This window comes from Pandoraea apista, assembly GCF_001465595.2.
Classification (GTDB): Bacteria; Pseudomonadota; Gammaproteobacteria; order Burkholderiales; family Burkholderiaceae; genus Pandoraea; species Pandoraea apista.
This window is the reverse complement of record NZ_CP013481.2, coordinates 3,735,783-3,762,675: the sequence shown is the minus strand read 5'-3', so window position 1 is coordinate 3,762,675 and position 26,893 is coordinate 3,735,783. Positions and strand designations below refer to the sequence as shown.

The 26,893-nt window shown below is 62.0% G+C and carries 26 protein-coding genes; 16 read left to right on the top strand and 10 right to left on the bottom strand.

Translation table 11 applies throughout. The annotated features are described in order from the left end of the window. The first annotated feature begins 191 nt into the window (after positions 1 to 191). The 3 genes from mgtA (at position 192) to AT395_RS17095 (ending at position 4,523) form a co-directional block, all read left to right on the top strand. Positions 192 to 2,945: a magnesium-translocating P-type ATPase gene (gene mgtA / locus AT395_RS17105; protein ID WP_072632861.1), complete on the top strand. Its 2,754-nt coding sequence runs from the start codon at positions 192 to 194 to the stop codon at positions 2,943 to 2,945. Between the two features lie 134 nt (positions 2,946 to 3,079). Next, entirely contained in the window at positions 3,080 to 3,814 is a 735-nt protein-coding gene (locus tag AT395_RS17100) for a transporter (protein ID WP_048629849.1), read from the top strand. Positions 3,815 to 3,980: 166 nt separating this feature from the next. Further along, positions 3,981 to 4,523, top strand: coding sequence for a MarR family winged helix-turn-helix transcriptional regulator (locus tag AT395_RS17095; protein WP_048629848.1), 543 nt, complete (start codon positions 3,981 to 3,983; stop codon positions 4,521 to 4,523). Between the two features lie 70 nt (positions 4,524 to 4,593). Here the strand turns inward: AT395_RS17095 and AT395_RS17090 are convergent, their stop codons facing one another. Continuing rightward, positions 4,594 to 5,826, bottom strand: coding sequence for an IscS subfamily cysteine desulfurase (locus AT395_RS17090; protein WP_048629847.1), 1,233 nt, complete (start codon positions 5,824 to 5,826; stop codon positions 4,594 to 4,596). Between the two features lie 415 nt (positions 5,827 to 6,241). On the opposite strand from AT395_RS17090, the gene AT395_RS17085 reads away from it, so the two are divergent. The 12 genes from AT395_RS17085 (at position 6,242) to AT395_RS17030 (ending at position 16,541) form a co-directional block, all read left to right on the top strand. Further along, positions 6,242 to 6,760, top strand: coding sequence for a flavin reductase family protein (locus tag AT395_RS17085; RefSeq protein WP_174554644.1), 519 nt, complete (start codon positions 6,242 to 6,244; stop codon positions 6,758 to 6,760). A gap of 26 nt (positions 6,761 to 6,786) precedes the next feature. Beyond that, positions 6,787 to 8,268, top strand: a complete 1,482-nt coding sequence (locus tag AT395_RS17080; protein WP_048629846.1) for a 4-hydroxyphenylacetate 3-hydroxylase family protein — start codon at positions 6,787 to 6,789, stop codon at positions 8,266 to 8,268. Between the two features lie 73 nt (positions 8,269 to 8,341). Continuing rightward, entirely contained in the window at positions 8,342 to 8,722 is a 381-nt protein-coding gene (locus AT395_RS17075) for a cupin domain-containing protein (protein ID WP_042115228.1), read from the top strand. Between the two features lie 104 nt (positions 8,723 to 8,826). Continuing rightward, positions 8,827 to 10,068, top strand: coding sequence for an ABC transporter substrate-binding protein (locus AT395_RS17070; protein ID WP_042115229.1), 1,242 nt, complete (start codon positions 8,827 to 8,829; stop codon positions 10,066 to 10,068). Between the two features lie 35 nt (positions 10,069 to 10,103). Continuing rightward, positions 10,104 to 10,793, top strand: coding sequence for a DUF2848 domain-containing protein (locus AT395_RS17065; RefSeq protein ID WP_048629845.1), 690 nt, complete (start codon positions 10,104 to 10,106; stop codon positions 10,791 to 10,793). 4 nt (positions 10,794 to 10,797) lie between these two features. Then, a complete protein-coding gene (locus AT395_RS17060) occupies positions 10,798 to 11,577 on the top strand; it encodes an ABC transporter ATP-binding protein (RefSeq protein WP_048629844.1) in 780 nt (259 codons plus the stop codon). Further along, the gene (locus AT395_RS25670; RefSeq protein WP_042115235.1) at positions 11,574 to 12,332 is read left to right on the top strand and encodes an ABC transporter ATP-binding protein; all 759 of its coding nucleotides are present in this window, start codon (positions 11,574 to 11,576) and stop codon (positions 12,330 to 12,332) included. Before AT395_RS17060 ends, AT395_RS25670 begins: the two co-directional genes overlap by 4 nt. 21 nt (positions 12,333 to 12,353) lie before the next feature. Further along, on the top strand, positions 12,354 to 13,244 hold the full coding sequence (locus AT395_RS25665; protein WP_104927287.1) for a branched-chain amino acid ABC transporter permease: 891 nt from the start codon (positions 12,354 to 12,356) through the stop codon (positions 13,242 to 13,244). 7 nt (positions 13,245 to 13,251) lie between these two features. Beyond that, complete coding sequence (locus AT395_RS17045) at positions 13,252 to 14,274, top strand: branched-chain amino acid ABC transporter permease (protein ID WP_072632860.1); 1,023 nt, start codon at positions 13,252 to 13,254, stop codon at positions 14,272 to 14,274. A gap of 160 nt (positions 14,275 to 14,434) precedes the next feature. Then, a complete protein-coding gene (locus AT395_RS17040) occupies positions 14,435 to 14,926 on the top strand; it encodes an Rrf2 family transcriptional regulator (RefSeq protein ID WP_042115238.1) in 492 nt (163 codons plus the stop codon). Positions 14,927 to 15,251: 325 nt separating this feature from the next. After that, positions 15,252 to 15,542 (top strand): DUF4148 domain-containing protein, encoded by a 291-nt coding sequence (locus tag AT395_RS17035; protein WP_042115240.1) that lies wholly within the window; start codon positions 15,252 to 15,254, stop codon positions 15,540 to 15,542. A 108-nt stretch (positions 15,543 to 15,650) separates the two neighbouring features. Then, positions 15,651 to 16,541, top strand: a complete 891-nt coding sequence (locus AT395_RS17030) for an AraC family transcriptional regulator (protein WP_072632859.1) — start codon at positions 15,651 to 15,653, stop codon at positions 16,539 to 16,541. Between the two features lie 115 nt (positions 16,542 to 16,656). On the opposite strand, the gene AT395_RS17025 is transcribed toward AT395_RS17030, so the two are convergent. The 4 genes from AT395_RS17025 to AT395_RS17010 form a co-directional block, all read right to left on the bottom strand. After that, positions 16,657 to 17,892 (bottom strand): porin, encoded by a 1,236-nt coding sequence (locus AT395_RS17025; protein WP_042115242.1) that lies wholly within the window; start codon positions 17,890 to 17,892, stop codon positions 16,657 to 16,659. A 201-nt stretch (positions 17,893 to 18,093) separates the two neighbouring features. After that, positions 18,094 to 19,080, bottom strand: coding sequence for a glycerophosphodiester phosphodiesterase family protein (locus tag AT395_RS17020; RefSeq protein ID WP_224787628.1), 987 nt, complete (start codon positions 19,078 to 19,080; stop codon positions 18,094 to 18,096). A 44-nt stretch (positions 19,081 to 19,124) separates the two neighbouring features. After that, positions 19,125 to 19,907, bottom strand: a complete 783-nt coding sequence (locus AT395_RS17015) for a DeoR/GlpR family DNA-binding transcription regulator (protein WP_042115244.1) — start codon at positions 19,905 to 19,907, stop codon at positions 19,125 to 19,127. A 103-nt stretch (positions 19,908 to 20,010) separates the two neighbouring features. Beyond that, entirely contained in the window at positions 20,011 to 20,505 is a 495-nt protein-coding gene (locus AT395_RS17010) for an Lrp/AsnC family transcriptional regulator (protein WP_048629842.1), read from the bottom strand. A gap of 158 nt (positions 20,506 to 20,663) precedes the next feature. Here AT395_RS17010 and glmS point away from each other — a divergent pair, with 158 nt between their 5' ends. Continuing rightward, a complete protein-coding gene (gene glmS, locus AT395_RS17005; RefSeq protein WP_048629841.1) occupies positions 20,664 to 22,493 on the top strand; it encodes a glutamine--fructose-6-phosphate transaminase (isomerizing) in 1,830 nt (609 codons plus the stop codon). Between the two features lie 313 nt (positions 22,494 to 22,806). On the opposite strand, the gene AT395_RS17000 is transcribed toward glmS, so the two are convergent. The 5 genes from AT395_RS17000 to AT395_RS16980 all read right to left on the bottom strand — a co-directional run bounded on the left by AT395_RS17000 (position 22,807) and on the right by AT395_RS16980 (position 26,805). Then, positions 22,807 to 23,565 carry a COG4705 family protein gene (locus tag AT395_RS17000; protein WP_048629840.1) on the bottom strand — a complete coding sequence of 253 codons (759 nt, stop codon included), beginning with the start codon at positions 23,563 to 23,565 and terminating at the stop codon, positions 22,807 to 22,809. Positions 23,566 to 23,741: 176 nt separating this feature from the next. After that, a complete protein-coding gene (locus AT395_RS16995; RefSeq protein WP_042115253.1) occupies positions 23,742 to 24,095 on the bottom strand; it encodes a VOC family protein in 354 nt (117 codons plus the stop codon). Between the two features lie 43 nt (positions 24,096 to 24,138). Then, positions 24,139 to 24,543, bottom strand: a complete 405-nt coding sequence (locus tag AT395_RS16990) for a DUF3224 domain-containing protein (RefSeq protein WP_042115254.1) — start codon at positions 24,541 to 24,543, stop codon at positions 24,139 to 24,141. 195 nt (positions 24,544 to 24,738) lie between these two features. Beyond that, complete coding sequence (locus AT395_RS16985) at positions 24,739 to 26,145, bottom strand: MFS transporter (RefSeq protein WP_042115256.1); 1,407 nt, start codon at positions 26,143 to 26,145, stop codon at positions 24,739 to 24,741. A 6-nt stretch (positions 26,146 to 26,151) separates the two neighbouring features. After that, positions 26,152 to 26,805 (bottom strand): DsbA family oxidoreductase, encoded by a 654-nt coding sequence (locus tag AT395_RS16980; protein WP_042115258.1) that lies wholly within the window; start codon positions 26,803 to 26,805, stop codon positions 26,152 to 26,154. Between the last annotated feature and the right edge of the window lie 88 nt (positions 26,806 to 26,893).

Here is a 26,893-nt window from a genome sequence, read left to right as displayed (position 1 = left end):
ACCGCGCGCGTGTCGCACGGACTTCCGGCGGGCGATCCGATACCAGATTCAAGAATTTTCGTTATTACCGACCGCGCGCCGCGCGGCGCGGCTGGGTGCGTTCGCGCTATTTTTCGGAGAAATAATCTCCGGTAGCGTTTGACGAGACCGGCCGGCCGCCATGCCAGCGTAAGCCGTGCCAGGAAATCGTCATGAACAAGAACCTTCGCTCGCGCCATAAACAGCGCGGCTTCGTCGAGCACTCGACAACATCCGACTTGCTTCACTCGGGCCCCGACGCCGTTGCCCGGCTCGCGACCGAGCCGCTGCAAGACGTTCTCCACACCCTCGGCACCGACGTGAGCGGCCTCACGTTAGCCGATGTCGGCCAGCGTCAGACCCGCTACGGCCCCAACGAAATTGCGCACGACAAGCCGCCCCACTGGACGGTGCAATTGTTCTTCGCGTTCAAGAACCCGTTCGTAATGGTGCTGCTCGCGCTCGCCATCGTCAGCTTCTTTACCGATGTCTATTTCGCCGACGCGGACGACAAAGACTACAAGGGCATCATCATCCTGTTGACGATGGTGACGATCAGCGGCCTGCTGCGTTTCTTCTCCGAGTTCCGTTCGCTGCGTGCAGCGGAGAAGCTCAAGGCCATGGTGCGCACCACGGCGACCGTTCGCCGCCGTGTTACCGCTTCGGGGAATTCGGAACGTCACGAAGTCGCCATGCGCGAGTTGGTCGTGGGTGACATCGTGACGTTGCAGGCGGGCGATATGATTCCGGCCGATCTGCGTCTGATGGAGTCTCGGGACCTGTTCATCAGTCAGGCGGTCCTGACCGGCGAGGCGCTGCCCGTCGAGAAATACGACACGATGGGGGCGGTTGCGCAGAAGTCTGCGGAAACTGCCGCCGGGCAAGGTCATGCGAATCTGCTCGACCTGTCGAACATCTGTTTCATGGGCTCCAACGTGGTAAGCGGCACCGCGACCGGGGTTGTCGTTGCGACGGCAGGCGATACGTATTTCGGCGCCCTTGCGAAAAACGTGGTGAGCCACAAGCGGGTCGAGACGAGCTTCGACCGTGGCGTGAACAGCGTGAGCTGGCTGCTTATCCGCTTCATGCTGGTGATGGTGCCGGTCGTGTTCATGATCAACGGCCTGACCAAGGGTGATTGGCTGAGCGCGCTCACATTCGCGCTGGCCGTGGCCGTTGGTCTGACGCCGGAAATGCTCCCCATGATCGTGAGCGCCAACCTGGCGCGCGGTGCACTGGCAATGGCGCGCCGCAAGGTGGTGGTCAAGCGTCTGAACTCCGTGCAGAACTTCGGGGCGATGGACGTGCTCTGCACCGACAAGACCGGCACGCTCACGCAGGACCGCATTATTCTCGAGCAGCATCTCGACGTCGCGGGCGATGTTCAGGAAGATGTGCTGCGCCTCGGCTGGCTCAACAGTTATCACCAGAGTGGTCAGCGCAATCTGATCGACGTGGCGATCATTCGCCGTGCCAACGAGATCGGCGAGTCTGTGCAACCGCGCACTTTTGCCAAGGTGGACGAACTGCCGTTCGACTTCGTGCGCCGGCGTTTGTCGGTAGTGGTTGCCAATGAGCGCGACGAACACCTGATGGTGACCAAGGGCGCTGTTGAAGAAATGCTGTCCGTCTCCACGCATGTGAAGACGCCGCAGGGCGTGCGCGTGCTCGACGACACGGCCCGCGCCATGCTGCTGGCTCGCGCCGAGGCCTATAACGAAGACGGCTTCCGTGTGCTCGTTGTCGCCACGCGCGACATCCCGGTGGGGGAGACGAAGGCGCAATACAAGACCGCCGACGAAATGGGGCTCACGGTCTGCGGTTTCCTGACGTTCCTCGACCCGCCCAAAGACTCGGCTGCACCGGCCATCGCCGCGCTGCGTGAACATGGCGTGACCGTGAAGGTGCTGACCGGCGACAACCCCATCGTCACGATGAATGTTTGCCGTCAGGTGGGGATCGAGCCGGGCACGCCGCTGCTGGGTACGGACATCGAGCCGATGGACGACGCCACGCTGCGCGAAGTGGTCGGCCGCACGGCGGTGTTTGCAAAGCTCGCGCCGCTGCACAAGGCGCGCGTGGTCAAGGCGTTGCAGGCGAACGGTCACACCGTGGGCTTCCTCGGCGATGGCATCAACGATGCCCCGGCGCTGCGCGACGCAGACGTTGGTATCTCGGTGGACACCGGCGCGGACATCGCCAAGGAAACCGCGGACATCATCCTGCTCGAGAAGAGCCTGATGGTGCTGGAAGAGGGCGTGATCAAGGGCCGGGAGACGTTCGGCAACATCCTGAAGTATCTGAACATGACGGCCAGCTCGAACTTCGGCAACGTGTTCTCGGTGCTGGTGGCCAGTGCGTTCCTTCCGTGGCAGCCGATGCTCGCAATGCAATTGCTGGTGCAGAACCTCGTGTACGACATCTCGCAGATGTTCCTGCCGTGGGATCGCATGGACCCCGAGTTCCTCAAGAAGCCGCGCAAGTGGGACGCGGGCAACATCCGACGCTTCATGCTGTGGCTGGGACCGACCTCGTCGGTGTTCGATATTACGACTTACATCCTGATGTGGACGGTCTTCGGTGCGGGCGCGCTCTATCACGCCCAGGGCGGAGATGCAGGGCAGGTCATCATGAATTCGGGATGGTTCGTCGAAGGTCTGGTGTCGCAAACGCTTGTGGTGCATTTGCTGCGCACGCAGAAGATTCCGTTCCTGCAAAGCACGCCGGCGCTGCCGATCATGCTGTCCACCACGATGGCGATTGCACTGGCCTGCTGGCTGCCGTACTCGCCGTTCGCCGAGGCGCTGGGGTTCGTTGCCCTGCCGGGGTCGTATTTCTACTGGCTCGTGGCGACCATGCTCGGTTACATCGCGCTGGCTCAGGTGGTCAAGACGATCTATATCCGCCGCTTCGGCCGCTGGTTCTGAGCAAGCCTCGATCCGATACACCTTTCACTTGGCATTGATGACACACTCCCGGCCGCCGGGGCGGGGAGCGTGTCATCCACACGCAAGCGCCGTGCAAGGCACGGCGCGACACACGCATAAGAAGAGAACGACTCATGAAAAAGCAACTGATGTATCTGGCGCTGTTCTGCCCGCTCAGCGCTTTCGCCGCACACCCGCTAGTCACTGACGACACCGGTACACAGGGCGACGGCAATTGGCAATTCGAGACGAACGGCGAAGTCACGTCGAAGCAACAGGACATCGGGCGCCAGACCCTTTGGAACAGCACGCTGACACGCGGCGTGGGCGAGGCGCTCGACCTTTATGTCAACGTGCCTTACACAAATATCCAGAACCGCTCCGATACGGCCGGCAGCGGTATCGGCGATGTGGAGACCGGCGCCAAGTGGCGCATGTACGACGACGGCGCGTTCAGTATTGGCGTCAAGCCTTACCTGACGTTTCCCTCGGGCAACGATCAGCGAGGGCTCGGTACCGGCCGGGTGAATGCCGGCGCCACGCTGCTGACGCAGTATGTGATCGACGACTGGACGTTCCTGTTCAACGCCGGGGCTGTCTACCAGGCCAACCGCCAGGCGCAGCGCCAGTCGGTATGGAAGGTTTCCGGCGCCGTGCTCTACCGCGTGTTGCCGTCGACGCAGTTGATTCTGGATGTGGGCACGTCGCAGAACCCCGATTTTGCACAGCGGACGAATCCAGCCTACATGATCCTCGGCGCGATCTACAGCCCGAAGCCGTGGCTGGATCTGGACGTCGGTTACCGGCGCGGACTCAATCCACAAACCTATGACTATTCGTGGATGGGCGGGATGACCGTGCGCTGGTAAGGACATCGACCGGCCGGACCGGTGTGGCCGGGGCGCGGCAGGGCGGGGGCGCGTAGCGTCAGGCGTGAAGCGAAACCCCCGTTCGCCGGGACGAAGATAACTTTGCAGTATAATTTTTTTCCAAAGTCATTGTCCTGGCGCGCTGCGCCGCTTACCGAACATTTCCATGCCCAAATCGTCGGCCCCGAAGGCCCTTACCGTCACCAATCCGGCCTGTCTCATTGACGGCTCGGACGCCGAATTCCGTCATCTGATCAATGGCTTGCTGCCATTCGCCGCGCGCCTGTTGTCGGTGCGCGACGGCTTCGGCAGTCTGATCGGTCTGACCGGCATTCAATACTCGCTGCTCCAGTCGGTGGTGCACCTCTCGTCGCTGGGCGACGTAACCGTGAATCAACTGGCCGAGCATTTGCACCTGTCCGGGGCGTTCGTGACCATCGAGACGAACAAGCTCAAAGCGCTCAAGCTGATCGACAAGCGCCAGAATCCGGAAGACCGCCGCAAAATGAGCCTGACGGTCACTTCCGCCGGCGCAAAACTCCTGCATGAGCTGACGCCTTCGCAACAGCGCATTAACGACGTGCTGTTCGAGGGCGTGACACGTACCGAATTCAAAGTGCTGTGTGCCGTTGTCGACCGGCTCGTCGCCAACGGCGACCGCGCCACGCTCGATCTGAGCCATCTGCTGGCGATCCGCGACAAGCGCTGATCCGCTACCTCACCAGTCGCACGATCCCACATTCGATCCGGCGAATTCACGGCGCGGCTCCGGCGTCAACTCAGTGCGCGGCCCATTGGATCGTGTTCAGGTCGACACCGTCTTGATACATATCCCATAGCGGGCTCATCTCGCGCAGCTTGCCGACGGTGCCGCGCACCTGTTCGATCACGCTGTCGACTTCCGCTTCGGTCGAAAAACGCCCAAGGGTGAAGCGGATGGAGCTATGTGCGAGTTCGTCGCTGCGCCCCAGCGCGCGCAGGACGAACGACGGTTCGAGCGACGCCGAGGTGCAGGCCGAACCTGACGACACCGCTACGCCCTTGATGCCCATGATGAGCGACTCGCCTTCCACGAAGTTGAAGCTCACGTTCAGGTTATGCGGCACGCGGTGTGTCATGTCGCCGTTGATATACACCTCGTCCATCGCCTGAAGCCCCGCCAGCAGGCGATCGCGCAGGGCGCCCACGCGTTCGGCTTCCGATGCCAGTTCGAGCTTCGCCAGCCGGAACGCTTCCCCCATTCCCACGATCTGGTGCGTTGGCAACGTGCCCGAGCGCATGCCACGCTCATGGCCGCCGCCGTGAATCTGCGCTTCGATACGAATGCGCGGCTTACGACGTACATACAGGGCGCCGATGCCCTTCGGGCCATACACCTTATGGGCCGTGACCGTCATCAGATCGACTTTGAGCGTTTGCAGATCGATCGGAATCTTGCCGGCAGCTTGCACGGCGTCGCAGTGAAACACGATGCCGCGCTCGCGGCATAGCTCGCCGATCTCTGCGATTGGCTGGATCACGCCAATCTCGTTGTTCACCATCATGACCGACACCAGGATCGTGTCCGGACGCAGCGCGTTACGCACCGAATCGACCGTAATCAGGCCGTTCTCCTGCACGTCGAGATACGTGACCTCGAACCCCTGGCGCTCCAGATCGCGCATGGTGTCCAACACGGCCTTGTGTTCGGTCTTCACCGTGATCAGGTGCTTGCCTTTACCACTGTAGAAATTGGCGGCGCCTTTGATGGCGAGGTTATTGCCTTCGGTCGCGCCCGACGTCCAGACAATCTCGCGCGGATCGGCACCCAGCAATGCGGCAACGTGCTCGCGAGCCGTCTCGACGGCCTCTTCCGCCGCCCAGCCATAGCTGTGACTGCGCGAAGCAGGATTGCCGAAATTGACGTTCAGATACGGAACCATGGTCTCGACCACGCGTGGATCGACCGGGGTCGTTGCGCTGTAGTCCATGTAGATGGGGGCTTCGAAAAGCGACGGTTTGGCAGACGGCATAGGGGACTCCGAATCGTCCAGTGGACATCTTGAATTGCGGCCGAGTGTAGCACCGCATTTTCTGAAAATTGCACTCTCCCACATTGAAAAAAGGGTTTCATGCTGCCCCGTTTGTCTGCGCTATGGCTCGGGTAAACGAGATTGGTTGTGCGCAATAGGGTTGTGTCTTGTGCGTCGCGAGACTCGCGAAACCCTATGGCTGGAAAGGGTTTTGCCCGCTTCGGGTGCGGCGATGCACCAGCACAATGCCCATGCACTTATTTTGCGCTCAGGGTTTACCTTGCTTGATTAGCTATTTTTGTTAACGTTCAATAATTACTAACAAACAAAGCTAAATAGGAAAGACGGTTTGCTGGATGAATCGACGTCGGAAGTGTCGTTTCACCACAGAGGCTGGCTTCAGATGGAGGTAAACATGAACGAAGCATTGACTGCAGTACAGGCGCGGGAAGATGAAGCGCGGCAGTTCCGGCGCACGCTCGCCATGTTCGCTACAGGCGTGGCCGTGATTACGGCGCCACGCGACGACGGGCCACCGATCGGTATCACCGTGGCTTCGTTCAATTCGGTTTCGCTTGCGCCACCGCTGGTGTTGTTCTCCGTCGACCGGCGCTGTCTCAGCCTCAACGACCTGTGTGCGGCAAGTCGTTACACCGTGAACGTGCTCGACGAAAACCAGCGCGACACCTCCAATCGTTTCGCGACCGCCCGGGGCAACAAGTGGGAGGGCGTGAGTTTCGAAGGCGAGGGCATTGGCCGGCTGCCGGGGGCGCTCGCCGCCTTCGAGTGCGAGCCGCATGCCCAGCACGACGGCGGCGATCACGTGATCTTTATCGGACGGGTGGTGCGTCATTCGGCACGCCACGACGGCCGACCGCTCATTTTCTTCGGCGGGCAGTACCGCTCGCTCGACACCACGCCGGTCACGGCGTGAGTCCCCAAGGGTTTCAGGAGAGAGTCATGGTAAAGAACGGTAGTCAACATATCGGCCAATTGCGCGACGCACGCGAGGTGTATATCGACGGCAAGCCCGTCGGCGACGTGACCACCCATCCGGCATTCCGAAATTCCATTCGCAGCTACGCGAGTCTGTACGATTTTCAGGCGCGTCCCGAGAACCTCGAGGCGATGACCTTCGCGTCGCCGGACACCGGCGATCGGGTCTCGCGCATCTGGCAATTACCCACGAGCTACAACGAACTGGTGCAGCGCCGCGAGATGCTCGAAGCGTGGAGCGAACTGCACTACGGTTTCATGGGGCGCTCGCCGGATCATGTGGCCTCGTGCATTTCCGGCATGGTGATGGGTATCGATGTCTTCGAGCAATACGACACCAGGCGCGCCGGAGCGTTGCGCGACTATTACAAATACGCACGCGACAATGACCTGTTCCTGACATACGTGATCGTCAACCCGCAGGCCAATCAGTCGAAAGCTGCGCACGAGCAGGAGGACAAATATCTCGCCGTCGGTATTGTCGATCAGGACCATGAGGGCATTACGGTACGCGGCGCGAAGATGCTCGCCACAAGCGGCATCATGGCCAACGAGGTCTTCTGCAGTTGCATTCAGCCGCTCAAGGCGGGCGACGAGATGTATGCGCTGTCGTTCGCGATCCCCATGAACACCAAGGGTTTGCGCGTGCTGTCGCGCAAGTCTTACGAGGGCAGCGCCACGTCGGTATTCGATAACCCGCTCGCATCGCGTTTCGACGAGAACGACGCCGTGCTGTATTTCGACGACGTGAAGGTGCCTTGGGAGCGCATCTTCGTCGCCGGCGACACGGCCATGTGCGCGAAGCAATTCCACGCCACACCGGCGCACAGCTACCAGAATTACCAGTGTCAGGTGCGGTTGATGGTCAAGCTGCGTTTCCTCGTGGGCATCGCCCTGCGTATCACCGAGGTGAACGGCACCAACGCCTTCCCGCAGGTGCGCGAGACGCTCGGACAACTGGCGGCCGAAGCGGCAATGGTCGAGGCGTGGGTGCACGGCATGGAAGCGAAGGGCCATATGGAGAAGGGCTACTACGTGCCGGATCGCAGCCTGCTCTACGGCTCGCAAGTGCTCACGCAGCAGCTCTACACGAAGGTGCTCAGCACGCTCCGCGAACTGGCGGGCGGGGGAATGATCATGCTGCCGTCGAGCATCCACGACTTCGAGAATCCCATGCTCGCCAGCATTATCGAGAAGACGCAGAAGTCGCCGGTGGCCGACGCGGAAGAGCGCGTCAAGTTCTTCAAGCTCGCGTGGGATGCCGTCGGCTCCGAATTCGCCTCGCGTCATAACCAGTACGAGATGTTCTATGCCGGGGCCACCTTTGTGACCAAGGGCCATGCCTATCGTACGTACGACTGGCAGAAGGCCACGCGTTTGGTCGACAACCTGCTCGGCACTTATGCGCTGTCCGACGAGATCGTCCGGCAGCCGGTCGCAGCCTGAGTCGCACTTCATCCCCACAACCACCGTATGGCCGCATACCAGCGGCGTTACCCGCCACTGAAAAGGAGTTCCCATGGCGATCAACAAATTGCACGACGAGTTTCATTCCATCGATATGAAGGAGGGGTGGGAGGTGCCGCCGGGCTACCCCCCGGGCATCGAACAGAAGATTCTCGCGGGCTCGCTCGACGAGTCGAACCGTTCGGGCAGCCGCACGCGCTTGCTGCGCTTTGCCCCTGGCATCTACACCAAAGCCCCGTTCGTGCACACCTACTGGGAAGAGGTCTACCTCGTCTCGGGCGACCTGACGGTCGGTAACGACGCGCAGGGTGAGGGCGGCGAAGCTTTCGCGCCGAACACCTATGCGTGCCGCCCGCCCGGCGCGTTCCACGGCCCGTTCAAGTCGAACGGCGGCTGTCTGCTTCTCGAAATTCACTACTACGACCCGGCCTGACACGTTCAAGGCAGGGCATGGGCGCGGCGAACGTGAGGGCGTGCCGCGCCGTCGGGAGACGGTTTCACCCACACCACACCTCTACAGGCTATCGGGAAAACATCATGTCTACGTTTCGCGCAAGTCGTATCACGTCAATGGCTGCTCTGCTGTTCGCTGCCGCCTTCGCCATATCGTCCGCTGCGCAGGCGCAGCCCGGCAAGATGAGCGACGGGGTCGTGAAGATCGGCGTGCTCACCGACATGTCCTCGATCTTCTCCGACATCGGCGGCAAGGGCTCGGTGATTGCCGCGCAAATGGCCGTCGACGATTTCGGCGGGAAGGTCAACGGCGTGCCGATCAAAGTGATTTCTGCCGATCACCAGAACAAGACCGACGTGGCGGCGACCATCGCCCGCGACTGGTTCGACAACCAGCAGGTCGATGTCGTCGAAGACTTGCTGCCGTCTTCCGTGGCGCTGGCAGTGGCGAATGTCGCCAAGGCCAAACACCGCATCGCCATTGTGACGGGGGCGGGCACCACCCGCCTTGTGAACGAAGACTGCTCGCCGTACACGGTGCAGTACTCGTACGACACTTATTCGTTCGCATCGAACACGGTCAAGGCGATGACCCGCAGCGGCGATAACAGTTGGTACTTCCTGACGGTGGATTACGCGTTGGGCGCGTCGCTGGAGAAAGACGCCACCGACGCGCTGCAACACGTGAACGGCAAGGTCGTGGGCCGTGCCAAGCATCCGCTCAATTCGTCGGACCTGTCGTCGTATCTGCTGCAAGCGCAGGCGTCGCGCGCCAAGGTGATTGCGCTGGCCAATGCGGGCGCCGACACCGTGAACGCCATCAAGACGGCGCGCGAATTCGGCATCACCGGGCCGGCCAGACAGAAGATCGCCGGTCTGCACATGTTCATCAGCGACATTCACAGCCTCGGGCTTGATGCGGCGCAGGGCATGACGTTGACGACCGCTTTCTACTGGGATCGCGACGACGCCTCACGTACCTGGGCCCAGCGATTCTTCGCGAAGACCGGGAAGATGCCGACGCTCGTGCACGCCGGAACGTACTCGTCGGTCATGCACTACCTGCAAGCCGTGCAACGCACAGGCACCGACGACGCCGACACCGTCATGGCGTCGATGAAGCAAACGCCCGTCAACGACTTCTTTGCCAAGGGCGGCCAGATTCGCCCCGACGGCCTGATGGTGCACGACATGTACCTCGTGGAAGTGAAGTCCCCCAAGGAATCGAAGAAGCCCTGGGATTACTACAAGGTGCTGCAGACGATTCCCGCCAATGAGGCGTTCCGTCCGCTCGCCCAGAGCCAGTGCGCGCTCGTGAAGAAGTGATCTCGGGAAGTCAGGTTATGACCGGAGTTGGCAAGATGAATCTCATGCATTTCGTAATACAGACGGAAGACGGCATCGTCGAGCGCGATATTGTCATCAAACAGCTTGTGATCGCGGGCTGGACGGGACGGGATGTCGAGGCGATGGAACATCACATTCGCGAGCTTGAGGTACTGGGCGTAAAGCGCCCGGCCGCAACGCCAATGTTCTACCGGGTGTCGAGCGACCGGCTCACCACGCAGGCCCACATCGAGGCGAGCGGGCGTGCAAGCAGCGGTGAGGTCGAGTTTCTGCTCGTGCGCAGTGGGGGCGAGACGTATGTGGGCGTGGCGTCGGATCATACGGACCGCGAGGTCGAGACGTATGGAATTACCGTCTCGAAGCAGATGTGCGAGAAGCCATGCTCGACGGTGCTGTGGCGGCTGGCCGAGATCGAGCCGCACTGGGACCGCCTCATGCTGCGCAGCTACGCCAACATCGACGGCGAAAAAGTGCTGTACCAGCAGGGGCCGGTTACCGCGATGCGCTCGCCGCAGGATCTGCTCGCGCGCTTCGCCGAAGCCGGCGGGCGCTTCGAAGACGGCACCGCCATGCTGTGCGGCACGCTGACGGCCATTGGCGGCATTCGTTCGGCCGAGCGTTTCGACTTCGAGCTGGAGGATCCCGTGCTGGAACGTCGCCTGCAACACGGTTACGGCATTACCCCGCTACCGGTGGTGGGGTAAGCCCATGCATCACGACGACATCATTCTCGAAACCCGCGGTCTTACCAAGGCGTTTCGCGGTTTCACCGCGGTGGACGGGGTCGATCTGAAGGTCAGGCGCGGCGCTATTCACGCGCTCATCGGCCCGAACGGCGCAGGCAAGACCACGTGCTTCAACCTGCTCACGAAGTTCCTGACGCCAACGTCGGGCCAGATCTTCTATCGCGGCGAGGACATTACCGGCCTCGCCCCGGCGGCGGTGGCGCGGCGCGGCATGATCCGCTCGTTCCAGATCTCGGCGGTGTTCGGGCATTTGTCCGTGATCGAGAACGTGCGCGTGGCGCTGCAACGCGCCACCGGCCAGTCGTATCACTTCTGGCGCAGTACACGTGGCCTGGGTGATCTGGATACGCGTGCGATGGCGTTGCTCGATGAGGTGGGAATCGCCGCCTATGCCGATGCATTGACGGTGTCGTTGCCCTATGGCCGCAAACGGGCGCTGGAAATTGCCACGACCCTCGCTATGGAGCCAGACATCATGCTGCTCGACGAGCCCACGCAGGGTATGGGGCACGAAGACGTTGAGCGCGTGGCCGCGCTCATCCGGCAAGTTGCCGCCGGGCGTACGGTGCTCATGGTCGAACACAACATGAAGGTGGTGTCCGGCATTGCCGACATGATTACCGTGTTGCAACGGGGCGAGATTCTGGCCGAAGGCGACTACGCTACGGTGACTGCCGACGCCCGTGTGCGCGAAGCGTACATGGGATCGGCGGACGCCGAACTGGAAGGAGCGCACGCATGAAGGCGCATGAATCGTCGCTCGTTGCGGCCAGCGTTCCGGCGTTGGCGGTGAGCGGCTTGCAAGCGTGGTACGGCGAATCGCACATTTTGCATGGTGTCGATCTGGTGGCCGGGCAGGGAGAGGTCGTCAGCCTGCTGGGGCGAAACGGCGCGGGCCGCAGCACGACGCTGCGCGCGATTCTCGGATTGACGGATACCCGCGAAGGCTCGGTGCGTGTCTTCGGACGCGAGACCGTGAATCTGCCGACGCGCAAGATCGCGCGATGCGGTGTGGGATTCTGTCCCGAGGAGCGGGGCATTTTTGCCAGTCTGTCGTGTGAAGAAAACCTGCTCTTGCCACCGGTGCTGGCGCCGGGGCGAGCGGGCCTGCCCGGTCGATCCGGCATGTCGCTCGACGAGATCTACGCGATGTTCCCGAACCTCGCCGAGCGCCGGCACAGTCCGGGCACGCGGCTCTCGGGCGGGGAACAGCAGATGCTGGCCATTGCGCGCATTCTGCGCACTGGCGTGCGGCTGTTGCTGCTCGACGAGATCTCGGAGGGGTTGGCGCCCGCCATTGTGCGCACGCTCGCGCGCATGATCGAGACGCTCAAGTCGCGCGGCTACACCATCGTGCTCGTCGAGCAGAACTTTCACTTCGCTGCACCGCTCGCCGACCGTTTCTATGTGATGGAACACGGCCGCATCGCATTGCAGTTCGACGCCGCGCAGTTGTCCGCCCACACACCGGCACTTCAAACGCTGCTCAATGTGTAACCCGCTCAGAAGGTCATTGCCGTGAATCCTTTCGATATTCCTCTGCCGGCGTTGCTCAGCCAACTGATGCTCGGGCTCGTCAACGGCTGTTTCTACGCCGTGCTGAGTCTGGGCTTGTCGGTCATCTTCGGCTTGCTCAACGTCATTAATTTTGCCCATGGGGCGCTCTTCATGATCGGCGCGCTTGTCGCGTGGATGGGCGGCCAGTATCTCGGGCTGAACTACTGGACGATGCTGGTGATTGCGCCGCTGGCGGCCGGCTTGCTCGGTGCGGGTATCGAGCGCGGGTTGCTCTCGCGCATCTACAAGCTCGACCCTTTGTACGGGCTGCTGCTCACGCTCGGGCTCACGCTCATCATCGAAGGGCTCGGCAGGTCGGCGTATGGCGTGTCGGGCATGTCGTTCGAGGGGCCGGCATGGCTTGCCGGTGCTACGCGTCTGCCGTTCATGGTGCTGCCGAATTACCGGGCGTGGGTGGTTATCGCGTCGCTCACCGCCTGTGCGATCACATGGGTGGTCATCGAGCGCACACGCATCGGGGCGTTGTTGCGGGCCGGCACCGAGAATGCGCGTCTCGTCGAGACGTTCGGTGTGAACGTACCGCTCATGGTCACGCTCACGTATGCGTTCGGTGCCGCGCTGGCGGCGTTCGCGGGCGTGCTGGCCGCGCCGATCATGCAGGTCTCCCCGATCATGGGGCAACCGATGATCGTGACGGTCTTCGCCATTGTGGTGATCGGCGGCATGGGCTCGATTGCCGGATCGGTCGTCACGGGGCTGGCGCTCGGCGTGCTGGAGGGACTGACCAAACTTTGGTATCCGGAGGCTTCGGCCACGGTCGTGTTCGTGATCATGGCGCTTGTGCTGCTGGTGCGCCCGCATGGTCTGTTCGGTGGTTATGCCTACAAGTGAGTCGTCGATGATGCGTCAATACCGTTTCGATCTTGTGCTGCTCGTGTTGTTGGCCGCGTTGCCGGCCCTTGGGGTCTATCCCGTCTTTGCCATGAAGGTGATGTGCTTCGCGCTGTTCGCCTGCTCGCTCAATCTGGTGCTTGGCTACACGGGGTTGTTGTCGTTTGGTCACGCTGCCTTCTTCGGCGGGGCGGCGTACTTTGCGGGCTATGTAATGCGTGACCTGGCCTGGTCGCCGCTGGCGGGGGTGTTGACCGGCGTGGTGACCGGTGCCGTGTTCGGGTTGGTTTTCGGGCTGTTTGCCATCCGGCGTCAGGGCATCTACTTCGCGATGATTACGCTCGCCTTCGCGCAAATGTTCTATTTCTTTTGTCTGCAAGCGCCGTTCACCGGGGGAGAGGACGGCTTGCAGGGTGTGCCTCGTCAGACGCTGTTCGGACTGTCGCTGGATCACGATCTCACGTTGTACTTTGTGGTGCTTGCTGTGGTTGCGGCGACATTCGGGCTCATGTCTCGCGTGATTGCCTCTCCTTTCGGCCGTGTCCTGGCGGCCATCAAAGAGAACGAACCGCGTGCCATCTCGCTGGGCTATGAGGCGGAGCGTTTCAAACTGCTGGCGTTTGTGCTTTCGGCGGCGGTGGCGGGCCTTGCGGGGGCGCTGAAAACGCTGGTGCTCGGTTTCGCCACGCTTTCCGATGTGCATTGGTCGCTCTCGGGATCGGTCATTCTGATGACGTTGGTCGGCGGCATGGGCACGCGCTTCGGGCCGGTGGTGGGCGCGTTGCTCATCGTCTCGCTGGAGACCAAGCTTGGCGATATCGGCAACTGGCTGGCGCAGGTCACCGGCTGGCAGGCCTTCACCGGATTGGGTTCGATGGTGAGCGTGGTCACGGGCGTGATCTTCGTGCTCTGCGTGCTGCTGTTCCGACGCGGCATCGTTGGTGAATGGCTCGTGTGGTCGCAACGCTGGAGGGCGCGCCGCAGCAACAAGGTTAGCCCGGCGGCATTGGCCGGGGCTGCCAAAGGATAGCGGGGCAGAAGGCCGGAACAAGGCTGGAACCAAGCTGGAAACGGGACGGCGCAGGGCCCCGGTAGCGCATAAGATGCATATCGGGGCCATGTTAAACTCGCTCGCAAGATTACCGGGCGGCACGCCTGCCGCCTCGCTCGTTCCCGCTGCTGCCCGCTGAATGCGACTCACCGACCATACCGATTACAGTTTGCGCACCCTGATCTACGTCGCGGTTCATCCCGACGAGCTGGTGCACGTACAGTCCGTGGCGGAAGCGTTCGACATTCCCAAGAACCACCTCGTGAAGATCGTGCAGAAGCTCGGTCAACTGGGCTTTCTGCACACGGTGCGCGGGCGCTCGGGCGGGATTCGGCTGGGACGCGCACCGGCGCGCATCGGACTGGGCGACGTGGTACGGGCGATGGAGCCCGATTTTGCGATGGTCGAATGCTTCCATCAGGGCGAGAACGCCTGTGTTATCACATCGGCGTGTAACCTGCGCGGCGTACTGGGCGAAGCGTTGCGCGCTTACTTCGCGGTGCTCGATCGCTACACGCTGGCCGATCTCGTCGACAAACCCGCCGCGTTGCGACGCCTGCTCGGCGACGCCGTGGCGGCTGCCGTCCCCGTGGCGGATATCAAGGTCAAGCGTCGCGTCACCGGGTTGTAATTCCAGGCGATGCGGGATCGATGCCGCATCGGCTCGATCAGATCGATCGGCCCAGCGGATCTCTTTGCCTGTTTTTTCAGCACTTTTCCCGTTTTTTACCCCAGCTTATCGACGTTCGCTATCGGCACCATAGCGCCGGTCAATGGCGATCGACAGGTCTGGACGATTGGTTGCATCTTGCGGACGCGCAGCCGCGAAATTGGTGTCGCCCTTTCGTAATCTTGAGTCGTACCCGAAAGCGTCAGTCCACTTGTTCAAGTCCCGAGGCTGACGCGTTGAGGAAACCGACTACCGGCACCGCGTGCCGAACGAAAGGAGTTTCATCATGAACACTCGTATTTTTGCTGCTGCCCTGATCGCCACGGCTACACTGGCCTCCGTTTCTGCCTATGCCGACACCCAGACCGCCGATGTGGGCCAACCGCCCGCAGCACAAGGTATGACCCGCGCGCAAGTCCGTGAGGAGCTGCGTCAGGCGCGCGCTTCGGGCCAACTCGACCAGTCGCTCCAAACGTATCCGTCGCTGCTGCAACAACGCACCTCCGTCGGCCGTTCGCGTGCTGCGGTGCGCGCAGAAATCGGTACGGCTGCTGCGGTGGGCGACAACCGCGCCTGAGGTGTTGTCATCCGTTGAGACTCGCCGAGCGGAAAAAAGCCGGTCCCAAGCAAGCGTTGTCCAAATCCTCCATAATCGGCGCACCGGGTTAGATAACTTGAGTGCGCCATGGACCGGCTCTCCACCCTGATCTCGAATTTCGGCGTTCGCGCCGGTGTGTTTCACAGCGGCGGCCTGTGCGGTATCGCCAGCTACGGTGTCGACGCGCATGACGGCGGTCATCTGCACCTGTTGCGTGCGGGCGAAGTGGCGCTGGTGCTCGAAGACGGCTCGCGACAGGACATCGTCGAACCGTCGTTGATTTTTTTCCCGCGCCGCAACCGTCATCAGTTGCTCTCGGGAGAAGCTGCGAGAACGGAACTGGTTTGTGGATCGCTGTCTTTCGACGGTGGCCAAAACAACCCGCTCGTCGCGGCGTTGCCGGAGTATCTCGTCCTTCCGACGAAATCGCTTTCCACGCTCGAACTCACGCTGAACTGGCTCTTCACCGAAGCATTCGGCACGCAGTGCGGGCGCCTTGCCGTGATGGACCGCTTGTTCGAACTGCTCGTCATTCAGTTGCTCCGTCATGTGCTGGAGCAGCGCATCGTGAGTCGCGGCATGCTTGCCGGGCTCTCGGATCCGCGGCTCGCGCGGGCGCTACATGTGATTCACAACCAGCCGGGCGAAGCGTGGACGGTGGAGTCGCTGGCAGGAACAGCCAATATGTCGCGCGCCAACTTCGCCGCGCAGTTTCGCGAGGTCATCGGGCAATCGCCGGCCGACTATCTGCTGGACTGGCGCATCGGGCTCGCGCAGAAGCGCCTGCGCGATGGTCAGCCGATTGCGCGCGTGGCGGAAGAGGTGGGATACGAAAGCGCGTCGGCGCTAGCGCGCGCGTTCCGCCGCAAGACCGGCAGCAGCCCGCGCGACTGGTTGCGCGCCCAGATGCATGCCGTGACGATGCTGCCGCCGCCGCGCGTGACGCTCGTGCCGGCGTTGCCGGCCCAGGCGGCCTAAGGCCATTGGCGCGGCCATCGGCAGCGCCCGGCATAGCCGGGCGTCCCTTATCTATGGCAAGACCGGCCGGGACGTGCGTGAATTCGCAACGTCACCGGCCGGTTTGTTTACCGGCTTAGAAAACGTGACTGACGCCCAGCCGCACAACGGTTTGCGTGTTGGTGGCCGACGACATGCCGTTGGCGGCGTCGCCGACCGAGGCCGTGGCGTCGATCACGTTGCCGAAAGCGTCGAGCGTGCTGCCCGACGCCTTCTGATAACCGGCCAGCGCATACAGCTCCGTGCGCTTGGACAGGTTGTAGAACGCCGCGAGGTTGAACTGGTGATACTTCGCGCCCGAGGCGTTTGCTGCCGGGGCATTCACGTTCGTGAAGCTATAGCCGCCGCCGAGGCGGAATGCGTTGGTGAAGCGATACATCGCCAGCACCCCCACCGAATCGAATTTGGCCGTGCGGGTGAAGCGCGAATAGCTGCCTGCCGAGTACTCCGTGTGGCTGTAGTTCGCCCCGAGCGTGGTGTTGCCGATCTGGTACGTCATTGAGGTGGCGATGATGTCGCGTGCCTTGGCGCTGGCGTAACCCGCATTGATCGACGACGCGAATGCCGATTCGGACGACCCCGCCCAGCTTCCGATCGTGGTGTCGGCGGCGCTGGCCTTGTCGTTGTTGGCGTGCGAGTAACCCACGCCCCAGGTGATCGGGCCGTTTGCGTACTGACCGGCGAGGCCCCACGTGTTCTGGCGTCCCATCGTGCCCGGCTGGCCGCCGAAGCCGTACATGGCGCCGAAGGTGAAGCCGCCCCACGTCGGCGAGCGGTATTTCACGCTGTTGTTCACGCGCGAGCTGTGATCGAGGTTATCGACGTCGCCCGGATGCGCCGCAACGCCCGAGAGCAATGCCGTACCACCGACCGAGCCGACCAGATCGATCAACGGATCGTACTGGCGGCCAAGCGTGACGGTGCCGTAAGCCTTGTCTTGCAGGCCGACGTAAGCGTGACGGCCGAATTCCGCGCCGCCCTGACTCGCGGTGCCGTTGCCGATGTTGAAGCCGTTTTCGAGGCGGAAGAGCGCCTTCAGGCCATTGCCGAGGTCTTCTGTCCCTTGCATGCCCCAGCGGCTGCCTTGCCATGTGCCGCTCTGAAACGCGTAGTTCGACGCGCCGGTCATGAGCGCAGGGCGCCCGGCAGCGCCTGCACGGGTGACGCTGGCGACATTGCTGGCGTAGCCGATGCCGCCGTCGACGATACCGTAGAGCGTGATGTTCGACTGCGCATGAGCAAGCGTGGCAGCGCCGCAGCCGAGGATTAGTGCGGCAGTGCGGGCGAGAGGGGAGCGAGCAAGAGACTTCATCGTGTGTTTCCTGTGCGTGGCAGTGAGGTGCGATGCTTTTTCCGGCGGGAAGAACCGTGTTGTGGCATTGCGATTAAAATTAGGAATACTAAAAATAAGCCAATCAATTTTCCGTGGGGAAGCTGCCTGACTTCAGTGGCAGATCGGGCTGCGCGACATGCGTTCAGCGCGCAGCCGTCAGTGGGCTAACGCGCCGAGAATTCACTTCGACGCGCCTTGTCCCTGATTCGCCAGTGCCGCGCGCAAGCGGGCGGGGGAGTCGGTCATCACAGCATCGAAACCAAGTTGCGATGCGGCTTCAAAGTCTTGCGGCGTTTCGATACCGAATGCAACGAGATGCACGTCGCCGCGCGATTTGAAGCATTGCACTGCGGCCGGCGTCCACCAGTTCGCCACGACTTTCGAGATCCCTTCGCCAAGCGTGAAGCGCTCCACGACTTCCACCTGCCGATGGAATTCGATGCCGGCCCAGGTGCCGGGGGCGGGCGGCGCGGCGCATTGTCCGGCGAGTGCAGCAGCAACGAGGCGGTTTCGGGTCGCGTCGCGAGATTCAAACAGTTGTGCTTGCGGGCGGCGTGCGCGCAGGCGATCGGTCGCCTCGGCTTCGGTCGAGTAGAGACGCACACGCGACCAGGCGTTGGTCTCGTCGAGAACCTTGATCACGGCTTCGACGAGCGGTGCGGCGGGCGTTTGCTTCAAATCGAGCAGCACGGGCACGTTGGCAGGTACGGCGGCGAGCGCCTCGCGCAAGGTGGGAATCGGCAGCGGGTTGTCGCGGTAGGGATAGACGATCTGCCCGTCGGCGCCCTTGCGGGAAAAGGTGTAGCCGGCGTTGAGCTTGCGCACGTCGGCGTAGTCGATGTCTGCGAGCTTGCCCCGACCCTCCGTGAGTGCGGAAAGATCGGCCGGGCGGTACATCACCGGCACGCCGTCGCGCGTGACCTGGACGGTCATCCACAACGCCTGTGCGCCGTTCTGCAACGCGTTGGTGAATGCCCGCACCGTATTCTCCGGGGTATCGCCGGTGCCGCCGCGATGCGCAACGATCAACGGCGCGGCGGTGACGACGGTTGGGGTCAACGTGCCGAACGCGCAAGCGAATGCGGCGACGCTTATGGCCGCGAAGCGGGTCCATGCGGGCATGGCTGGCGAGGCAAGCGGACGTTCGAAGCGGGTGGCGGGGTGCATGGCGGGCAGTCTCTGGGCGAAATGTGAGGGCGATCGGTGCCGGGTCAGGCGATAAGTATTTCGGGCGATGCAGGCGTTCCGGACGAAGCGGATCGCGACCGCAAATGCTCGCGCAGCGGGTCGGGCAACGGACCATCGGTGACGACGAGATCCTGTTCGTCGATCTGACCGCCACGCACGCTGGGCTTGCGCGAGAACTTGTAGCTGTCGGCCACGAGAATGCGATAGCGGCTGGCGTCGCGCAGGGCTTCACGCGACGCGGCTTCGTAACGGTCGTAGTCGAGCAGGGTGCCGTCGTCGTCGATGCCCCCTACGCTGTACACACCGACATCGGCACGATAGGCGCGGAACAGCCGGTCGGCTTCGTCGCCGAGAATCTCCGGGTTGGGCGAACGCAGCTCGCCCCCGGGAACAATCACACGGTGTTCGGGGTTGCTGGCAAGCACCAGTGCAGCGCGCAAGTTGTTGGTGATGACACTCAGACGCTTGCGATGCACGAGGGCGACGGCGACCTGTTCCGGCGTCGTGCCAATGCCGAGGAGAACTGTCGCGCCATCGGGGATACGTTCGGCTGCTGCCTGACCGATGCGCAGCTTGCCTTCGAGATTGCGCACGCGACGCACTTCATAGGGCTGGTTCGGACCCGGTGTCATCAAACGCGCACCGCCGTGATAGCGGCGCAGCACGTTAGCGTCGCACAGCGTGTTGACATCGCGGCGAATCGTCTGGGTCGCCACGCCGAAGTGGTCGGCGAGCGCGTCGACACTCATTTCGCCATGCTGGCGAAACAGGGCAACGATGCGGGTCTGGCGTTCGGAGAGGTCCATCGGGCAGTCGTGTGGCGCACATTCGTTCTGGAATGGGCGCCACTTTGACAGCCGAGCATGACATTCAAATGACGATGCCGAATGTTCAAATGAACATTTTCAATCAGTGAGACGTGTTCGAACGAATCGGAGGAATGCGGGCATTGGCCTCGAACTTCGCCCGACGCGTGGAGAAAAAAGTGCGCACGTTGCGAATGTTCGCAGAGCTTTTGAACAGCCGGCGCGCGAGTTCGTCGTATTCGGCCATGTCGCGCACTTCGGCGATGACCACAAAGTCCGGGCCCGGCGACACGCGATAGCACTGGGTAACCGCGGGCTCCGCGCAAATGTACGACTCGAAGGCATCGTGGTCCTCGGCGGTTTGCCGGTCGAGACTCACTTCGACCACTGCGGTCAACGTCGGTCCCAGTTTCGACGGGTCGATGATCGCGATCTGACGCGCAATCACGCCCGCCTCGGTGAGTGCCCGCACCCGGCGCAGGCAAGTCGGGGCGGACGCGTGCACGCGTCGGGATAGTTCAAGGTTCGAAATGGATGCGTCGGCTTGCAGTGCGTTCAGGATTCGCAAGTCAAGATCGTCCAATGTGAGGTTGGCCATGAAATCTCCAGTGGCATCATTCTTAGTGAAATTAAATTTCACGTGAATGACGATTTGAATTTATCTTTCATTTAATTGTAAATATTGCAGTTTAATTTCAATTGGACGACTCTACCATCGCTTCACTGACTGGCAGCGAATCATTTCGGAGAGGCGTTATGTGTGGAATCATCGGCGCGGTCGCGCAACGGGACATCATCCCCAATCTCGTCGACGGCCTGAAGCGTCTGGAATATCGTGGATACGACTCGTGTGGCGTGGCGTTGTATCGAGACCGGGCGTTGGTGCGTGCGCGCAGCGTCCAGCGCGTGGCGAATCTTCAGGATGAAATCAGCCGAACGGGTTTGACGGGGTACACCGGGATCGCGCACACCCGCTGGGCGACGCATGGCAAACCGATCACTGATAACGCCCATCCGCACTTTTCACCGAGCGCCGACGCACCGCGCATCGCGCTGTCGCACAACGGCATCATCGAGAATCACGACGAATTGCGTGCGACGCTGGAGACGCATGGTTACCGCTTTGCGAGCCAGACCGACAGCGAAGTCATCGCCCATCTGATCGACCATCTTTACGACGGGGATCTGTTCGAAGCGGTGAGGGCGGCCGTGGCCCAATTGCGCGGCAGCTACGCCATCGCGGTGATCTGCCGCGACGAACCGCATCGCCTGATCGGCGCGCGCGACGGCATGCCGCTGATCATCGGTGTTGGGAACGGGGAGAACTTCATCGCGTCGGATGCGATTGCGCTGGCAAACGTCACCGACCAGATCGTGTATCTGGAGAACGGCGACGTGGCAGACGTACAGCTTCATCGCTATTGGGTGGTCGATGCGCAGGGGCAGCGCGTTGAACGCCCGGTCAATCAGGTCGCCGCGCATAGCGGGGCGGCTGATCTCGGGCCGTACCGCTATTACATGCAGAAGGAGATCTTCGAGCAGCCGCGCGCGGTGGCAGACACCTTGCAGGATGTGACGTCGATCATGCCGGAACTATTTGGCGACAACGCGTGGCGGGTCTTCAACGCGGTGGACTCGGTGCTCTTGCTCGCCTGTGGCGGCAGCTATCACGCGGCGTTGACGGCGAAGTACTGGATCGAGAGTCTTGCGCAGTTGCCGGTGAACGTGGAAATTGCCAGTGAGTACCGCTATCGCGACAGCGTGGCCAATCCGAAGACACTGGTCGTCGCCGTCTCGCAAAGTGGCGAGACGGCTGATGTACTGGGGGCCTTGCACGTCGCGAAGCAACGGGGGATGAGCCATACACTGGCAATCTGCAACGTGGCGACGAGTGCGTTGGCGCGGGAATGTGCGCTGACGTTCTTCACGCGAGCAGGCGTTGAGGTCGGGGTGGCGTCGACGAAGGCGTTCACCACGCAACTTGTTGCACTCTTCCTGCTGGCGCTGACGCTGGCCCAAACCCGGCAACGTTTGTCGGACGACGATGAGCAGCAGCATCTGCGCGCGCTGCGGCACCTGCCGGACGCCATTGCGAAGGTGTTGGCGCTGGAGCCGCAGATCATTGCGTGGGCGGAGCAGTTGACTCGACGCCAGGACATCCTGTTCCTTGGCCGAGGGCTGCACTATCCGGTGGCGATGGAAGGGGCGCTGAAGATGAAGGAGATTTCGTACATCCACGCAGAGGCATATCCGGCGGGGGAGCTCAAGCACGGCCCGCTTGCGCTGGTGAGCGATGAAATGCCGGTGGTCGCGGTGGCGCCGAACGACCGTCTGCTCGAGAAGCTGAAGTCGAACATGCACGAGGTGAGCGCACGCAACGGCAAGCTCTATGTGTTTGCCGATAGCGATTGCGGATTGTCGCCGGGCGCGGACATCGATGTGATCCGGTTGAATGAACACTACGGTCTGCTATCGCCGATTCTCCACACCATCCCGATGCAATTGCTTGCGTATCATGCTGCCGTTGCACGCGGTACCGATGTGGACAAGCCAAGGAATCTGGCCAAGTCGGTAACCGTGGAGTGAGGTGTGAGAGCGTTGGCGGCCCGTATTAATCGCAGTTGTGGCATCTCCGGACGAGGCTGAGAATAGCTTCAACCCGACGCATCGAGACGACATGCGCACCCGGGGGGAACCGTTAGACAACTTTCAAGGAGATTGACATGGGCGACTTCGAAAATCCTCTCTTCGCGCTGATCGACTACCTCATCCGCGTGGCGTTCTGAATCGCTTCGGACGGTTTGGATCATCGAACACCACGGCGCGATCTGCGCCGTGGTGTTTCACAATGGCAATGTCGGCCTATTCGGATACTCGCGTGAAACAGAGATGGCCAAGGCTAATGCGCTTTCGCTGCGGCGCGTTGCCGGACCAGCAACAGGCTGGTCAGAATGAACGCCAGCAGGGATAACGAAGCGGAGTAGCGGCTCAACGCGAGCCCGCCGGCATTGATGGGCTTATCCAGAAAATCACCGACAACGGCGCCCAGCGGCCGGGTGAGGATGAACGCGGCCCAGAACAGAAAAACACGTGACGTTCGGGTCCAGAAATACGCGCCAACGAGTATCAGCAAAAGCGCACCGAAGATGATGGCCGCACCGGTGTAACCAAGCCCGGCCGTATCGGCAGTCCAGTCTCCCAGTGCTGTTCCAAGCGTCTGGGAGAACATGATCGTGACCCAGTAGAATGCCTCCGCTTTCGGCGAATTGACCGTATCGACGGCCACCGAGCCCATCGTGCGATGCCATATCCAGAGCGATCCGAGCAGCAACGCCAGCAAGATGGAACTTCCGCCGGCGTACCCGATGCCCAATGATCGGTCGGCAAAGTCCGCCAGTGTCGTACCGACCGTCGTGGTGGCAATGATCGTTGCCCAGTACAACGCGGGACGAAACGATTTCGCGCGGATCTGCGCGGTAACCGCGATGGCGAAAATCAAGGCAAAGATCGCCGTGGCGACGAGGTACCCAAGATTCATCGACATGGAAACGGCGTCACCGCCCGTTTCGCCCAAGGTCGTGGCCGCAATCTTGACCACCCAGAACATGAGTGTGACCTCTGGCACCTTGCTTAACGAATTCTGTACGTTGGTATTCATGGCTCAACCCAGGTGCAGACGTTTGCGCTTGTGCTGCGCTAGCGTCAATGGTGAATAGGTTAAGTTTCGCGCAAGACGCTTAGTTCACACTTAGTGTGACCGGCCGGGTATTCGGCCGCCCCAGCGTGAATGCCACCAGACGATTGCGCGAAAGGAATACCGCTTGTGCGCGTGTCTCACTGAGCCGCCGACCAGACAGCGAGTTCGTAGCCATCCGGATCGGTGAAGTGAAAGCGGCGGCCGCCCGGGAACGAGAAGACGGGCAAGGTGATGGTGGCGCCCGCCGCTTCAATGCGGCGTTGGGTGTCCGCAAGGTCGTTCGCGTACAGGATGATTAGCGGCCCGCCCGGTCGAGCTTCGCCCGTCGTGAAGCCACCCGTGAGCCTGCCGTCGTTGAACTCGGTATAAGTCGGGCCGTAGTCGGTGAATGTCCAACCAAAAACACTGCCGTAGAAAGCTTTGCTGCGGGCGATATCGCCCACGTTGAATTCGATATTGTCTATCTGACGGTCGATGCCTTGCGTGCTCATGCTTGTGTCCTGGTGAATGGGAAGGGTTCGGCGGTGCGAGCCGTTACGCGCGCTCCGGCAGAACGTAGTCGAACGCATAGGAATGCCGGCCGTCGGTAATGGTGATGACCAGACTTCCGGAAATTCCCGATAGCGCGTCGGTGCCGGAGTCGGGCACAACGCCGATGGATTGCGCAGGTACGCCACGCGTCATGGTGGCGCTGTGCTGGAGCACAAACGTGCCGCTGCGGCCATGCAGCGTGCCCCGCACCGTTTCCATTGCCACGTAACCGGCGGAACCCTGGGCGCTGCTGCGGAACGACAGCATTTCGCCCCGGCTGCTTGCCTGCAAGTCTCCGTGATAGGTCTTGTTCAGCGATAGACGACCTAGCCCGCTGCTCTCGGCAATCGGGCTTAGCGGCTGCGGCTCAAGCTGGACGTCAAAGTGGCCTTGGGCTGAGTGGTTCACGTGGCTGCTCCTCGATCAGGTAGGTTTGGAGTGGGATTTTGATACTGTGTTTTTATACAGTAATGGGTGTACTCAAACATCGCAAATAGGCAAGCGCTGGATTCAATGGCATCTCAAAATGAGAAAACCCCGCGCGTGGCGGGGTTTTGTCTGACATTGGCCTTGAGACCGATTCGGTGAATTCGACAGGCGGCCTCAGGCGCGTTGCGGAACCAATCGCAGGCCACTGGCCAGACAGCCGGCAGCGGAGAACGCCGCACCCCACGCCAGCGCCCACGTTGATCCGTGCGTGCCTGCCAGGCCGAGGGCCAGCGCGACGAGCGCTGCCCCCGTGGCTTGCCCCAGCAGCCGCGACGTGCCGACCATGCCGCTTGCGCCGCCGCTACGCTCGGGCGGTGCGCTGTGCATGAAGGCTTTCAGGTTAGGCGACTGGAAGAAACCGAAGCCCAGACCGCACAACGCCATCCGCCAGCCAATGTCCCACAGCGCGGCATGCTCGGGCATGATCGCGAGCAATGCCATGCCTGCGCTGAGCATTGCCAAACCGATCGCGCCCAGTGCGCCGGGCGGATAACGGTCCGACAGCCGCCCCGCCAGCGGGGCAATCGCGGCCACGAAGAATGGCCACGGCGTCATCAGAAAGCCTGTCTCGATAGGGCTGCGATGCAATACGTTCTCGAAATAGAACGGCAATGACACGAGCCCCAGCCCCTGCGTCGCAAACGCACAAATGGCCGTGATGGTCGAGAGTGCGAACGCGGGCAGACGCAACAGATCGACCGGTAGCATTGGCGCGCGATGACCACGCTCGCGGCGAATCAGCGCCCAGCCGAACACCAGTGCGCCGACGAAGCAGCCGAGCGTCAGATGCCAGTCTGCCCGCTGTGCGCTTTGGCTCAACGCGAAGATCAATAGCGCGAATGTCAGCACATTGAGCAACGCGGCAATCATGTCGGGTTTGTGCTCGCTGCGCGGCGTGTCCGGCAGGTTGCGGCGCGAGAACGCCAGCGCCAGCAGTGCCGTGGGCACGTTGATCAGGAACAGCCACGGCCAACTGGCGAACGCGAGCACCAGAGACGCGATCGTCGGCCCGATGGCAAACGAAATGCCGACGATGAGCGCGTTCAGACCGACGCCACGACCTAATTGATGGGCCGGGTACAGGAAGCGGATGAGGGCGATGTTCACACTCATCACCGCCGCCGCGCCTACGCCTTGCAGGACGCGAGCGCTGGCGAGAAAGCCTAGCGTTGGCGATAGGGCGCACAGCAGCGACGCCACCAGAAACACCGCCACGCCCCACATGAAGACGCGCTTGTGACCCACGCGCTCGCCTAGCGAGGCGAACGGTAGCAGTGTGGCAACCATCGCCAGTTGGTAGGCGTTGACAATCCAGACCGATGCCGACGGCGTGGTGTTCAGATCGAGCGCCATTTGCGGCAAGGCAGTGTTGGCGATGGCGGTATCGAGACTGGCGAGCGAGACGGCGAGCAGGATCGCCGTCATGGCGAGACCGCGTCCGGTCGCGGGCGGCTCATGCGATTGCGCCCCTGCGGGGGCGCCAGCCGTCGGCGTATCGGCGGTCGGGGGCAGCGATGACATGACGGATCAGCCCTCGGCCAGAATCTGACGGATGGCCTGTTCGAAGACTTCCGGCGGCTGGCCGCCGCTCACGAGATGGCGGTTATTGAAAATGATCGCCGGCACCGAACGAATGCCGAGGTTCTGATAGTGACGCTCAAGGGCACGCACCTGTTCAGCATATTCGTCGGTCGCGAGAATCTCGCGGGCGCGCGCCGCATCGAGGCCGGCCTGCTGCACGGCATCGACCAGGACTTCCGGATCGCTGGTGCGCTTGCCTTCGACGAAGTAGGCGCGGAACAGCGCTTCCTTCAGGGCCAACTGCTTGTCGTGACCGATCGTCTGCGCCCAGTGCAGCAAACGATGCGCGTCGAATGTGTTGTAGGCGTGCGTGCGCAGATCCATGCGCATCGGGAAGCCTTCGGCTGCCGCACGTGCGCTGATGTTCGCCTGATTCTGCGCCAACTGCTCCGGCGACAGTCCGTACTTGTGCGACATGTAATCGGCCAGTGCGACGCCTTCGGCCGGCATGTCGGGATTGAGTTCGAAGGGGCTGAATTGCAGGTCGGCTTCGACCTCGTTACCCAGACGGCCGAGCGCCGTCTTCAGCGAGGCAAGGCCGATGGCGCACCAGGGGCAGGCGACATCGGAGACAAAATCGATCTTGAGTGTGGCAGGCATGATGTGGCGGCGCCGTGGCGGCGCGTGCAATGAAAAACGCGTCGCCTTGCGCGACGCAACCCGGCAATCGTCGCATAATTCGGCAATT

Coding starts and splice junctions, on each gene's coding strand:
- mgtA (WP_072632861.1), top strand. CDS start 192: ATGAACAAGAACCTTCGCTCGCGCCATAAACAGCGCGGCTTCGTCGAG.
- AT395_RS17100 (WP_048629849.1), top strand. CDS start 3,080: ATGAAAAAGCAACTGATGTATCTGGCGCTGTTCTGCCCGCTCAGCGCT.
- AT395_RS17095 (WP_048629848.1), top strand. CDS start 3,981: ATGCCCAAATCGTCGGCCCCGAAGGCCCTTACCGTCACCAATCCGGCC.
- AT395_RS17090 (WP_048629847.1), bottom strand. CDS start 5,826: ATGCCGTCTGCCAAACCGTCGCTTTTCGAAGCCCCCATCTACATGGAC.
- AT395_RS17085 (WP_174554644.1), top strand. CDS start 6,242: ATGAACGAAGCATTGACTGCAGTACAGGCGCGGGAAGATGAAGCGCGG.
- AT395_RS17080 (WP_048629846.1), top strand. CDS start 6,787: ATGGTAAAGAACGGTAGTCAACATATCGGCCAATTGCGCGACGCACGC.
- AT395_RS17075 (WP_042115228.1), top strand. CDS start 8,342: ATGGCGATCAACAAATTGCACGACGAGTTTCATTCCATCGATATGAAG.
- AT395_RS17070 (WP_042115229.1), top strand. CDS start 8,827: ATGTCTACGTTTCGCGCAAGTCGTATCACGTCAATGGCTGCTCTGCTG.
- AT395_RS17065 (WP_048629845.1), top strand. CDS start 10,104: ATGAATCTCATGCATTTCGTAATACAGACGGAAGACGGCATCGTCGAG.
- AT395_RS17060 (WP_048629844.1), top strand. CDS start 10,798: ATGCATCACGACGACATCATTCTCGAAACCCGCGGTCTTACCAAGGCG.
- AT395_RS25670 (WP_042115235.1), top strand. CDS start 11,574: ATGAAGGCGCATGAATCGTCGCTCGTTGCGGCCAGCGTTCCGGCGTTG.
- AT395_RS17045 (WP_072632860.1), top strand. CDS start 13,252: ATGATGCGTCAATACCGTTTCGATCTTGTGCTGCTCGTGTTGTTGGCC.
- AT395_RS17040 (WP_042115238.1), top strand. CDS start 14,435: ATGCGACTCACCGACCATACCGATTACAGTTTGCGCACCCTGATCTAC.
- AT395_RS17035 (WP_042115240.1), top strand. CDS start 15,252: ATGAACACTCGTATTTTTGCTGCTGCCCTGATCGCCACGGCTACACTG.
- AT395_RS17030 (WP_072632859.1), top strand. CDS start 15,651: ATGGACCGGCTCTCCACCCTGATCTCGAATTTCGGCGTTCGCGCCGGT.
- AT395_RS17025 (WP_042115242.1), bottom strand. CDS start 17,892: ATGAAGTCTCTTGCTCGCTCCCCTCTCGCCCGCACTGCCGCACTAATC.
- AT395_RS17020 (WP_224787628.1), bottom strand. CDS start 19,080: ATGCACCCCGCCACCCGCTTCGAACGTCCGCTTGCCTCGCCAGCCATG.
- AT395_RS17015 (WP_042115244.1), bottom strand. CDS start 19,907: ATGGACCTCTCCGAACGCCAGACCCGCATCGTTGCCCTGTTTCGCCAG.
- AT395_RS17010 (WP_048629842.1), bottom strand. CDS start 20,505: ATGGCCAACCTCACATTGGACGATCTTGACTTGCGAATCCTGAACGCA.
- glmS (WP_048629841.1), top strand. CDS start 20,664: ATGTGTGGAATCATCGGCGCGGTCGCGCAACGGGACATCATCCCCAAT.
- AT395_RS17000 (WP_048629840.1), bottom strand. CDS start 23,565: ATGAATACCAACGTACAGAATTCGTTAAGCAAGGTGCCAGAGGTCACA.
- AT395_RS16995 (WP_042115253.1), bottom strand. CDS start 24,095: ATGAGCACGCAAGGCATCGACCGTCAGATAGACAATATCGAATTCAAC.
- AT395_RS16985 (WP_042115256.1), bottom strand. CDS start 26,145: ATGTCATCGCTGCCCCCGACCGCCGATACGCCGACGGCTGGCGCCCCC.
- AT395_RS16980 (WP_042115258.1), bottom strand. CDS start 26,805: ATGCCTGCCACACTCAAGATCGATTTTGTCTCCGATGTCGCCTGCCCC.